The sequence below is a fragment of the Rothia sp. 110740021-2 genome, from assembly GCF_054263775.1.
In genome coordinates this window covers 1,094,778-1,106,723 of record NZ_JBSZFE010000001.1, presented here as the reverse complement: position 1 = coordinate 1,106,723, position 11,946 = coordinate 1,094,778, and the positions used below count along the sequence as shown (strand labels likewise).

Genomic DNA, 11,946 nt, shown 5'->3' with positions numbered 1-11,946 from the left:
TCCCCCGCCCAACGTTACGCCTAAAGCGCCAAAGAGCGCACCCGACGACACTGGAGGAAAAATGAGCGATCGTAGCCTGCGCGGTATGCGCCTGGGTTCCCAGTCGATGGAAACCGAATCGAACGTACAGCCCGCGCCCCGCCAGCGCGTCGAATACCGTACCGCAGACGGTGACCGCGTTTTCGTGACCTTCGCGGCAGAAGCAGAAATCCCCTCGGTATGGACCGCAAAGTCCGGTAAGGAAGCCTACCTCGTCAACGGCGACTCCACCGCAGACGCCGAAGAGGGGAAGCCCGCACGTACCCACTGGGATATGCTCATGGAACGTCGTAGCATCGAAGAGCTGGAAAAGACTCTGGAAGGCCGTTTGGAATACTACCGCAAGCACTACGCGCTCTAAAAGCACCGTAGACATGCTGTAGAAACGCTGTAGAAGCCCGCTAAGAGCAACTCGCACTTTAGCGGGCTTCTACCGTTTTAGCGCTGACTCCGTGGGTACATGAGCCAGGAAAGAGCGCTACACAAAGCGTAAAAAGATAGAGGCGGATACGTTACGTATCCGCCTCTATCTTTCGTTTAAAGCTTAGGCGCGAGAAGCATCTGCGCAAAAAGCTACCGGCTTACTTGCCCAGGGCCTTCTTCAGCTTCTGAACGCGGTTAGCCATGCCCCAGCGAGTCACCTTAGACATAGAGTCAAAGATAATGTTGCCGTCCATCTTCGAAGCGCCAATCTCACGCTCAACAAAAGTAATCGGAACCTCAACAATGTTCAGGCCAGCCTGCTCAGAACGCCACGCCAGATCAACCTGGAATACGTAGCCCTTCGAGTCGATACCCTCAAGGTTCAGACGCTGCAGGGCCTCACGACGGTACGCACGGAAACCAGCGGTGATGTCCTTAATGGAGGTACCCAGAATCAGGCGGGTGTACAGGTTGGCGCCGCGAGAGAGAATCTGGCGGTGAGCCGGCCAGTTCTTGGTCTTGCCGCCGGGAACGTAACGCGAACCAATAGCCAGGTCAGCGCCTGCCTCCACAGCACGAACCAGAGAAGGAAGCTGCTCAGGCTGGTGCGAGCAGTCAGCGTCCATCTCAATCAGAACGTCGTAGCCTGCCTCAAGACCCCAGTCGAAGCCAGCGAGGTATGCGCCACCCAGACCGTCCTTAACGGTGCGGTGCAGAACGTGAATCTGGGAATCCTTAGCTGATAGCTCATCAGCAATCTGACCGGTACCATCGGGGCTGTTATCATCCACCACGAGAATATCCACCTCGGGTGCTGCCTTGCGAAGACGCTCTACCACGATGGGCAGGTTCTCCTTCTCGTTATACGTTGGGATGACAGTTAGAACGCGCATATTACTCCCTCACAGGTGCATATAAAACAGGCAGTTTAGGTATCTATTATACCGGGTAAACATTTGAGCAACTGAACCATTGGGGGCCTCCACTGCTCTAAACCGCCTAAAAAAGTGTTGACAAGCTAAAAATTATTTACCTTCAGTGTAAATAGATTCCAGGACGGGCAGTTCCACATGCTCATCCAGCACCGGAAGCAGCGGAATGCGAGCGCGAGGGTCAGTACTCCACGATGCTACGCGGGAGTCGGGCGCCTGGACCATGAGGGCTTCGACGCGCCACTGTGCTACGTATGCGGGGGTGTCGGGGGTTAGCTGGCCGGTGAAGGGGTTTTCTTCGTGTGCTAGGCGGTATACGCCGCGGGTGAGGGCGGCGAAGGCGCTGCGGGCGGAGATGCCATGTTCGTCGTTGACGAGTTCGCGGATGAGGGACCAGGTGCCGGGTGCGTAGAGCTGAGTGTCAGAGCCGAGCGCAATGGAGGTGCCAACTGCGTTTGCGCGGCGTGCTACGGAGGCTACCGACTCACGCGCCTCTCCCCCAGCGTGTGCGAGGAGTGCCTGGACGGTGTCGCTGGCTGCTTCATCTTCTTCGGGTTCGCAGACGCTCAGACCGAGGTTGATGCGTGCTTCTGCCAGTTTGGTGAGGTATTCGTCGGTGACGGGGTCTTGCGGGGTGCTGATTGCTGCGTCGAGGCGTATGGACAGCCAGGGGTGGTTTTTGCGTACGGTGAGTGCGGCATCGGCTGCGGTGGTGAAGCCGGTGGATGCATCTATAGAGAGCAGGAGTGCGGCGTCTTCGGCTACCTGCGCTGTTGCGGGGGCCTCGGTGGGTGCGACAAAGATGCCGACCAGCTGCAGGCCCTTGACGGCGCGTTCGCCTTCGGTGAGGGGGCGTAGTGCCTTGATGGCACTGATTAGTTCGTCGGTCTCAATGCCGGTGGCGTTGAGGATGAAGCGGATGTCGGGTGTGCCGTGTTCGGCGCTGTAGTAGCTGAGAGCGGAGACGAGGTCGGGGACGTCCTCCATGCCGGCGAGTAGGGTGTGCGTGTGGTAGCCGGCTGCGCGGTATGCCTGCAGGTAGTCGAGGATTTCGGGTGCTTCCTTGCCTGTGACCGGTGCCAGTGCGCGCGCGAAGGCGGGGGTTAGTAAGGCGCCGTCAAGTTCGGTGATGGTAGCTGACTCGTCAGCAATTGAACGTGCGCCTGAATCGGAACCAACCCAGCGGACGAATCCGTCTTCGACTAGCATTGCGGTTGCGTACGGGTCGACCGGGCTGTACACGCTACCATCTACAAAAATACGGGTAGACATTAGAATCCTTTCACCGTTGAGGCGCGCCGAAAGCGCACACGAGGGCGGGTACTTCAGTTGTGCCCGCGTAGCTCAGCTGAGCATCTCATTTGAGTATAGAAGCACCCCCGCTACCTACGGTAGTTCGTTCGTCCTTAGATGAGGGGGAACTTAGATGATGCAGAACAATGCACAGTGGCGGGGGTGGTAGCCCGAACCGGTTGGGTACGGTGTAGCACTGAGGTGCGGGTTAGACGTCCAGGGCGACCACACCGCGGCGGACCGCCTCAATCGCCTCTTCACAGCGGGCGCGAATCACCGGGTCCAGTGAGCGGATGTGCGCGATCTGGTCCAGTGCGTCCAGTACCTGCTTTGCCCAGCGCACGAAGTCGCCGGCGGCAAGGCCGGTGTCCTCGATTGCCTTTGCGAGGTGCGCGCCGTTCGCCCAGGCGTACATGGGTTCGACCAGACCGAAGTCGCATGTCGGGGTCGGGGTGACCTTGAACTGTTCCTCAGCTGCGTTCAGGTCGGCAAGGCGCTGCGTAATCGTCGCAATGGGTGCGCGCAGGGACGGGTGCGGGTAGTGAGCCAGGTATTCCACCGCGTCGCGCTTACCCTGGTAGGTCAGTGCGGCAACGGTTGCCGCGATGGCGGCGGGTTCCAGTCCATCGAGGAAGTGCGCGTCTAGGCACAGAGCGGTCAGCAGGTCGCGCTCGCCGTAGATGCGGCGCAGAGCCTGGCCGCCGGTAGTTAGCGATAATTCGTTATCCGCGGTGCGCTCGACGTAGCCGTAGCTTTCCAGCAGGCGCGCAATGCGGTTGAAGACCTGCGCGATCGTGTTGGTGCGGCGGGCAATCTGACGGCGCAACCCTTCCGTTTCAGAGTTGAGCTTCTGCCAGCGCTCAGCCCAACGCATGTGGTTCGCGCGGTCGGAGCAGCCGTGGCACGGGTGGTTACGCAGCTGAGCCTGCAGAGCCTCCAGTTGTGCGTCAACGCTGTTCTGACGAGCCGGGATGTTCTGCTGTGCGAGCGCTCGAGGGGCGCGGCCGTCGTAGAGTGCCTGGCGCATGCGGCTTGCGGTATCACGGCGTTCCTTGGCGGTTTTGAGGCTCAGGCGCTTGGGGATTTTGATGCGTGAGACCGGTTCGATGGCGCCTTCGAAGTCGCGAGTTGAGGCGGCGCGCTGGTGCGCGTCCTCGGTAACGATGCCGATGCGCGGGTCGGCGTGCGAATCGGAGCGGGTGACGACGACTGCGTAGCCGCGGGAGCGGCCATGTGGAATGTAGATGATGTCGCCCGGCAATAGCTGCTGGATGCTGTGGTGTGCCTGCGCGCGTGCGTGGCGTTCGTTGCTCTTGGATGCCTTCTTTTCCAGTTCGGCGATGTGGCGGCTGAGCTGGACGTACTCGGTGAAGTCGCCCAGGTGGCATGCCATTGCTTCGCGGTAGCCTTCGAGGGCGTTTTCGTTTTTGCGTACGCGGGAGGCGACGCCCACGACCGATTTGTCTGCCTGGAACTGTGCGAAGGAGGATTCCAGGATTTTGCGGGTGCGTTCGGCGCCGTAGGAGGCGATGAGGTTTGCCGCCATATTGTAGGTGGGGCGGAATGAGGAGTTCAGCGGGTAGGTGCGGGTTGAGGCAAGGGTTGCCACGTGTTCCGGGGACATGCCGGGGCGCCACATGACAACCGCGTGGCCTTCGATGTCGATGCTGCGGCGGCCGGCGCGTCCGGTTAGTTGGGTGTATTCACCGGGGGTGATGTCCACGTGGGATTCGCCGTTGTATTTGGTGAGCTTCTCCAGGATGACGGTGCGTGCAGGCATGTTGATGCCCAGTGCGAGGGTTTCGGTGGCGAAGACCAGCTTGATGAGGCCTTGTGCGAAGAGGGTTTCTACAACCTCCTTGAACAGTGGCAGTAAGCCGGCGTGGTGTGCGGCGATACCGCGAATGAGGCCGTCACGCCACTCGTAGTAGCCGAGGGTGTTCAGGTCGCGGGTGTCTAGGTGGGATGTTGCTTCCGCGATGTAGGCGCGGATGGTCTGCTGCTGTTCAGGGGTGGTCAGTGTAATATCGGCGGATACGCAGTGGCTGACTGCGCCGTCGCAACCGGCACGGGAGAAGATAAAGCAAATGGCCGGTAGCAGTCCCTGCTTGTCGAGGGCGCGCACCATCTCGGGACGGGTGATGCGCTGCGGGCGCAGGGGCTTCTGCTCACCGCGCGCATCAAAGTCCCGGTCGTTACTGAAATAATTATTATTGAAGCCATCGCGACGGTTCGAGCCGCCGCTGCTGAATGTCTCATTCAGCCAGCCCTCACGACGGTGACGGAAACGTTCACGCTTGCCACCGTAACGTCCACGGCCCGGTGCGGAACGGAAGCCGGGGCGTAGCGCTTTCAGCTGCGGGTTTAGGCGCAGACCGGCCAGCAGGGGGTTGGTGCCCGACTCTACGGTTGTTCCGCACTGCTTAGCTTTCTGTGCCTTCTTCGCCTGCTTGCGTGAGAGCTTCTCCTCCGGCTCCTGGGTCTTGCCCTGTGCGGAGTTGTCTTCGGGTACGAACAGGTCCACCACACGGTGACCGACCATCATGTGCTGCCACAGGGGCACCGGACGGTGCTCAGAAACAATAATGTCCGTGCCGCCGCGTACCGTATCCAGCCACGCGCCGAACTCCTCAACGTTCGACACCGTCGCCGATAGAGAGATAACGTTTACATGCTCGGGAAGGTGAATAATTGCCTCTTCCCATACTGCGCCGCGGAAACGGTCCGCGAGGTAGTGCACCTCATCCATCACCACGTAGCCTAGGTCGGTTAGTGTGGTCGAGTTGGCGTAGAGCATGTTGCGCAGGACCTCGGTGGTCATCACGACCACGGGTGCTTCCGTGTTGATGCTCGTATCGCCGGTCAGCAGACCCACGTAATCTTCACCGTACGCGCGCACAAAGTCGTGGTACTTCTGGTTGCTCAGCGCCTTAATGGGGGTCGTATAGAACGCTTTCATGCCGCGGCGTAGCGCCAGGTATATGCCGAATTCACCCACAATGGTCTTACCGGCACCGGTGGGTGCGGCAACGAGGACGGAGCGGGCAGCCTCCACGGCGGCACACGCCTGACGCTGAAAATCATCCAGCGGAAAATCTAGGGACGCCTCAAAAGCGCCGAGGGTAGTCTTTGCGTAGGCGGCGCGCTCTCGGGATGTGGTGTAGGCGGCAGCGTAGTCGGTGTGCTGCGCCGGAGTCTGTGCGTTAGAAGTGTGTGCGTCGGATGTGTGCTGTGCGTGGTGCTTGCTCATAGTATGTCCAGTGTAACGGTTCGCCTGCCGCGAGTCTCCAGAAAGCATCCTGCACGGGTACTAATCCGGTATGGGCGAACAGCGAGCGCATCGGTGGCGTGCGAGAGGGATGCGGTTTTGTGGAACATGCGAAAAGGGGCGGGATACAGGTTCTCTGTATCCCGCCCGTTGCAGCGACGTTGCTCAAAGCAAACTCTATTTAGTTAGGAAGTCTTCTCTTCCTCAAAGTAACCCATCTTCGCTAGGTCTTGACTGCTGGTTGCGGTGTTTAGGCTTGCTTGATCTGAACCCTGCGCCAGCTTGGCAAGCTTGCGGTCGCGGTGCTTGTCGTTGATCATGCAGATGCCGATTGCTGCGAAGAAGAAAATCAGCAGCGGCGCCATGAGTACGAACATCATCATGATGTCGCTACCGGGTGCGGTCAGCGCTGCAATCACTGCGACGAGGACGACGACCCAACGCCAGGACTTCAGGATGGTCTTGCCTCGGATGAGGCCGAGCATGTTAACGCCAACCAGAATCACCGGGATGATGAAGGCGCAGGAGAACGTCACAACGAACTTCAGGATGAAGGAGATGTACACGCCCGCGTCAATGTAGTTACTTTCGTTGACGGGGGTGAACTTCAGCAGTGCGTAGACCACGCCGGGGAGGGTGAAGTAGGAGATGGCGACACCGCAGGCAAACGCGAAAATAGATGCGGTGAGGAAGCCGAAGAGGTACTTCTTTTCCTTGGTGTGCAGTGCCGGCAGCAGGAATCGCAGTGCCTGGTAGAGCCAGACGGGAGAAGCGATGACCAGGCCAATGTACATACCGACCTTAAGCAGCTGGTCGAAAGGAGATGCGACGCTACCGTAGTTCAGGTTTGCGTTGCGGCCGGTTTCTGAATTGATCTGTTGCAGGGGCGCAGAGATCATTTCAATGAAAGGCTGGTAGAGGAAGACCGTACCGATGATGGCTGCGATGATGGTTGCGATAGCCGCTTTGATGAGGCGGTCGCGGAATTCGCGTAGGTGTTCCTTGAGTTCCATGCGCGCTTCAGGGTTGAGTTTGCGGTTGCGCACGTCCTGGTCGGGTGTTGCCACGTGGTGTCCTCTGGGTATCGGTGCCGTGTATGATTCGGCTGAGGGGGCTGGTGGGGTGTTTATGAGGTGGTGCCGCAAAACCCGTGCCGGCCGGTGGGCTGGCACGGGTTTGGTGCGTCGGGGGCGAGACCGTTACTTAGTTTCGGTCTTGCCGTTGTCTACGACCTCAGCGGTGACGACCTCTTCGCCGTCCTTCGCGCGGGGGTCCTTCTTGGAGTCGTTCTTCAGGCCCTCAACTTCGGTCTTGAAGATGCGCATGGACTGGCCGAGGCTACGTGCCATGCCGGGCAGCTTGGGTGCGCCGAAGAGGAGGACGATGAGGAGGATAACGACGATGATGGTCGCGGGGTGGCTGAAAATCTGGCCCATGGTGTGCCTTTCTAGTTAAAGCAGGTCTCCGATGTTTTGAGGTTGGCCGAGTCGATCTCGTCGGGAGACCCGTCGCTTGATCCGCTCAGACCTGCGTGTCTGCTTACCTTGTTCGTAGTTATTGTATGCCTCGGTGATGGGTGTGAATACCCCGAGGGTGGTGTCTCGTGGGAGTTTTCGACTTGCGTTCGCTTGCGCTGCGTCGAATTGTCCCTCGATGGACTCGACCCAGGTTACGGTTTCGTCAAGGAGTGTGAAACCGCGAGTGAGTGCTTTGTAGGTGAACCATGCCAAATAGAGGAGCGAGCAGATGATGAGCGCGCCCCATAGCAAAATCCAGAACCACCAAGACATGAGCACCATTATACAAGTATTAGGTTAATGTTTTGGCTCCTTGAAAGGGTTTTTAGGGTGTTTTTGCTAGTGGGTGAAGTTCTATTTTTCTGTGGGCGCACCTGTGGGCGCACCCTTGCGGCTGCTCGCGTTGAGGGTTTGCAACTGGTCAAGCAGCGCCGCGCGCAGGTGGGCAGGACCGACCAATTCGAGGGCACCTCGGTGCGCGATGACGGTGTCGAGGATGTTCTTATCGCCAGCGCCGTGGGCATTGTTGTAGTAGTGGATGCGCACGTATTGGGTGCGTGAAGCCTTCTTCACGTGGTGGGTGCTTCGGCGCATGTACGTTGTGGTGAGAGTATCGAGCGGCTCACCGCTGGGAATATGTTCGGTCGGATGAATCCGCAACTCAGCAAAGGGGTTGCTCTGAGTGTTGTGCTGTTGTGCGTGCCAATGAGGGACAGTGTCACCGGTGACCGGGTGGGTACGACCCTCACCCGCCTCGTGAATATGGTTGATACGGGTGAGGCGGAAGTTACGCCAGAAAGTAGGGGGCTTCTCCCCCGCCTCGTTGCCTGCAACCTCCCCGGTGGCTGCGTTAGCAAAAGCCTCAGGTGCATACTCAGGGACCTCTTCACCGCGCGCGGTATAGTAGCGTTCCTCAGCGGTACGGCACCACGCATGCAGATACATGTGGTCGCGGTGCAACACCAACGCATACGGGTCCACCAGACGATCCGCGGCACGCTCAGAGGTACCGTATCCAATAGTCACGGCGTTGCCGCTGCTCAGGGCGGCAGTCGCCTCCTGCAGCAAAGGGTCCTCCGGGGCAAAACACAGGTGCTGCGCATAAACGGGCGCGTTCGGGTACGCGGCGGCGAGCGCCACACGGATAGTGCCCAGACGCGCATCCGCCTGGTGCAGAATATCTGCGGCCGAGAGGGTAAAGATAAGAATCGCGAGCTCAGTGTCAGTAAGGCGCGCGTAGTTCAGCAGCGTGTTCGGGGTGGCGCCGCCAAAGTCCGGTAGCAGGTTAATGTAGGTGGGCTTGAGGGCGTCCGGGTCCTTGGGGTCAGACTCGAAGGGAACAGTGTTGAAAGGAGATGTGTCTACCTGAGCGAAAATCTCGGCAATGGTTTTGCCGAGGGCACGGTTCTTGTCGGTGTCCACGCTGTAGAGGGCGTTGAGCTGGTTCAACGGCATGGGTGCCTCATCGTGGGCGCTCGCCCAGCGGTCGGCACGGTGCAGACCCAGGAGCAGGTCCACAAGGTCGTCGAGGGAGTTGTTACGGTTGCGCTGGTTGATATCTGCCCAGGTGCCGGGGTCTTCAACTGCGCCGCTGTGCAGGTCGGTGAGGGTGCGCAAGAGCTGCTGCTGGGCGGCGTAGCTGTCACGCTGGCGGGTAGAGGCAGCATCGGAGCTCGAATCAGAAGAGTCTGATTCAGCGGGCGGCTCAATCACACAGCTGTAGCTGGTTGCCGCCACAGCGCTATCAATCGTGCCGTACGAGGGCACGGTGAAAGGCTCCGAAAGTGTGGAATCGGCGCTGACCTCCACGACGGACAGGTACTCTTCGTATCCCCTGATGTCTTCTAGCCAGTTCTTAGCGTTGAACGTCGTGTTGATGGGGGTCGAATCGATACGCGAGAGCATCGTGAGCTTCTGAATACGGCTAGCACGGAATGTGTACTCCTTACGTTCCGCACTCTCGGTGTAGTACCCGACGAAGTACCAGGTGCCGTAACGGTAACCAATACCGGCAACACTGACCTTCTCCTGCATACGGGTTGCACCGGCAGCCGTCTGATAGGTGAACGTGACCGTCTTACGCTCCGCGTAGGCGGTAAACAGTTCATTTAGGTGGGGGTTATCGCTAAAGTAAATGCGCTGAAGGGGCTCACGGTAGGTGTGCAGGTTCTTCGCGCGCTGACGCTTGCCGGTCTTCGGGTCCTGGATCTTCGCTGCGGCGAGTGCCTCGTCAGTGAGGTTCTTGCTGGTGAGCGCAATCTTACGCAGGATGCGGTAGGCATCATCTTGTAGCTCGGTGCCTTCCCAGCCTCGCAGGATGGTGTTGATGAGGCGGAACTCCTCAGCAGTGGGGTTCCAGGCGGGCAGCTTTGCGGCGTTGCTGGGTTCGAGGCGGTAGCGCTCCCCCAGATCCGTGGTCACGTGGGTGATGTGCGCGCCGGCATCACGCAGGGTCTGCTTGGCTCGTTCAAAGGCGCGTTCCTGGGCCTCGTTGAGGGAGCCGTTAGCGCGTGTGCTAATACCGAGCAGGGTCAGTAGCTCGTTGCGGCTGATGCCCTGGGTTCGGGTTGCGGTGTCGGGTGTCTCGGCGGCGGTGGCGAGGCGGTGAAGAGTCATGTAAAGCTGAGCTGCGGTGGACATGATTCCATCATAACCTGTGTGTTCCGCAGCACTTACGTAGCGTATGGGGTGGCTGAGGCAGAAACACGCGGGTATAAAATCTCGCGGATGCGCTGATAGCCCGACGCCCAAAACCACGGTACACAAAACCCGGTACATAAAGTCGGGCAGGCAAAAGCCCGGTGCCCCTCCCACAATCGGGAGAAAGCACCGGGCTAGATGTCTCTTATGCGAGAACCTGGCTAGTCCTTAGCGGACGTCCAGCAGGTCCACCACGAAAATCAGGGACTCACCGGGTTTAATGACCGAACCTGCGCCGCGGTCACCGTACGCCATGTCGGCGGGAATCTCCAGGCGACGACGGCCGCCGACCTTCATGCCGAGCAGACCCTCATCCCAGCCACGGATAACCTGGCCAACGCCCACCTGGAACGGCAGCGGCTCGCCGCGGTTCCAGGACGCGTCAAACTCTTCACCGGTGGAGAATGCCACACCAACGTAGTGGGTGAGCACGCGGGAGCCGGCAACAACCTCAGCGCCTGCACCCTCGATCAGGTCGGTGATGACCAGCTCGGTGGGCGCGTCGCCCTCGGGGAAATCGATTTCAGGCTTTTCGCGGTCGAGGTTACGCTGACCGAAAGACATGGGTGTCTCCTTTGATTGGTTCGAAATACATCGAAATAGTGGGTGCGCCCGCCGCCTAAGCCATATAAGCGGCGAGCGCGGTATAAAAATGTGACGTAAAACGTGGGTACCGGGCTACTGCGCGGTAGCCGAAGCGGTAGCTGCCGGGGTTGCGGTCGCAGAAGCGGTTGCCGAGGCGCTCGCCTGCGCAGCAGCCGCGCTAGAAGCTGCCTGAGCACGCTGCAAGGTCTGCGGGTTCTCCTCCGCGCCCAGAATATCAACCACGAACACGAGGGTGCCCGAAGGCTTGGAGCCGCCGGCGTCGTTACCGTACGCCAGATCCGCCGGGATAATCAGCTCAACGCGGGAACCGACCTTCTTGCCCTTCAGGCCCTGGGTCCAGCCCTTGATAACACCCTGCAGGGAGATGCCCGTCGGGGTGGCAGCGTCGTAGTTGCTGTCAAAGACCTTACCGTCAGAGTACTTCACGCCAATGTAGCGCACGTAGACGGTATCGGTTTCCTTGACTTCAGCGCCCTCGCCCTCAATGAGGTTCTTCGAGACGAGCTCAGTGTATTCCTGCTTGGTGTCAGGCAGCTTGATGTCAGCCTTGCCGGTGGACTCGTCCAGCGTGAAGGACGGCAGCGACGGGTCAGCCTCAACAGCCTTACCGGTTGCGTACTTGGGCAGCTTCGTCTTCACGGTGTACACCTCAACGTTAGTTGCGGTACCGGGCGAAGCGGTCGTAGTGGTCACGCCCGCGGTGCTACGCTGCTGCAGAACGTTGGTGGTGTACGAGAAGGAACCGCCAACCTTAATCTTCTTCAAGGTTTCGTACACCTGCGGTGCAGCCTTCTTCAGCTGATCGTTAACCGGTAGCAGAATCGGCTCGCTGGAGTAAGTGGAACCGTTGAGTTTGCCGTCGGTGCCGTTGAATACGGCAGCCTCAACAAGCACGTAGTCACCATCGTTGATGGAGTCGCCGTTACCTTCCTCAATCACGTACGCGGAGGGGCTAGAAGCGGCGAAGGGAGTCGCGAAGGACGCTTCAGGCTCAGCGGTCGCATTCTTCAGGGTGTACTGCACCTTGGACAGGTCGCCATTATTAGACTGTGCGCCACATGCAGACAGTGCGAGCGCGAGAGCTGCCGTGCTGGCACCGAAAATAGTGAGCTTAGAGCGTTTGGTCATAGTGTTATCCTCTGGGGTTTTCTGTGAGAGTGGGGCGTAT

Annotated in this window: 9 protein-coding genes; 1 reads left to right on the top strand and 8 read right to left on the bottom strand. The window is 59.4% G+C overall.

The genetic code is table 11. The features are described 5' to 3' along the window. The first annotated feature begins 61 nt into the window (after positions 1-61). On the top strand, positions 62-400 hold the full coding sequence (locus ACUXHH_RS04565; RefSeq protein WP_279739894.1) for an RNA polymerase-binding protein RbpA: 339 nt from the start codon (positions 62-64) through the stop codon (positions 398-400). 220 nt (positions 401-620) lie between these two features. Here ACUXHH_RS04565 and ACUXHH_RS04560 read toward each other — a convergent pair whose 3' ends face one another. The 8 genes from ACUXHH_RS04560 to ACUXHH_RS04525 form a co-directional block, all read right to left on the bottom strand. Beyond that, positions 621-1,355, bottom strand: a complete 735-nt coding sequence (locus tag ACUXHH_RS04560) for a polyprenol monophosphomannose synthase (RefSeq protein WP_279739897.1) — start codon at positions 1,353-1,355, stop codon at positions 621-623. A 132-nt stretch (positions 1,356-1,487) separates the two neighbouring features. Next, complete coding sequence (locus tag ACUXHH_RS04555; RefSeq protein ID WP_458390909.1) at positions 1,488-2,666, bottom strand: amidohydrolase; 1,179 nt, start codon at positions 2,664-2,666, stop codon at positions 1,488-1,490. A 229-nt stretch (positions 2,667-2,895) separates the two neighbouring features. Next, positions 2,896-5,937, bottom strand: a complete 3,042-nt coding sequence (locus ACUXHH_RS04550; protein WP_458390908.1) for a DEAD/DEAH box helicase — start codon at positions 5,935-5,937, stop codon at positions 2,896-2,898. A 203-nt stretch (positions 5,938-6,140) separates the two neighbouring features. Next, positions 6,141-7,022 (bottom strand): twin-arginine translocase subunit TatC, encoded by an 882-nt coding sequence (gene tatC / locus ACUXHH_RS04545; RefSeq protein ID WP_458390907.1) that lies wholly within the window; start codon positions 7,020-7,022, stop codon positions 6,141-6,143. 132 nt (positions 7,023-7,154) lie between these two features. Then, complete coding sequence (tatA, locus tag ACUXHH_RS04540) at positions 7,155-7,391, bottom strand: Sec-independent protein translocase subunit TatA (protein WP_254756005.1); 237 nt, start codon at positions 7,389-7,391, stop codon at positions 7,155-7,157. Positions 7,392-7,826: 435 nt separating this feature from the next. Then, positions 7,827-10,112 carry a helix-turn-helix transcriptional regulator gene (locus ACUXHH_RS04535; RefSeq protein ID WP_458390906.1) on the bottom strand — a complete coding sequence of 762 codons (2,286 nt, stop codon included), beginning with the start codon at positions 10,110-10,112 and terminating at the stop codon, positions 7,827-7,829. 228 nt (positions 10,113-10,340) lie between these two features. After that, on the bottom strand, positions 10,341-10,736 hold the full coding sequence (locus tag ACUXHH_RS04530; protein ID WP_279739918.1) for an FKBP-type peptidyl-prolyl cis-trans isomerase: 396 nt from the start codon (positions 10,734-10,736) through the stop codon (positions 10,341-10,343). A 114-nt stretch (positions 10,737-10,850) separates the two neighbouring features. After that, positions 10,851-11,906, bottom strand: a complete 1,056-nt coding sequence (locus ACUXHH_RS04525; RefSeq protein WP_279754925.1) for an FKBP-type peptidyl-prolyl cis-trans isomerase — start codon at positions 11,904-11,906, stop codon at positions 10,851-10,853. Positions 11,907-11,946: the final 40 nt, after the last annotated feature.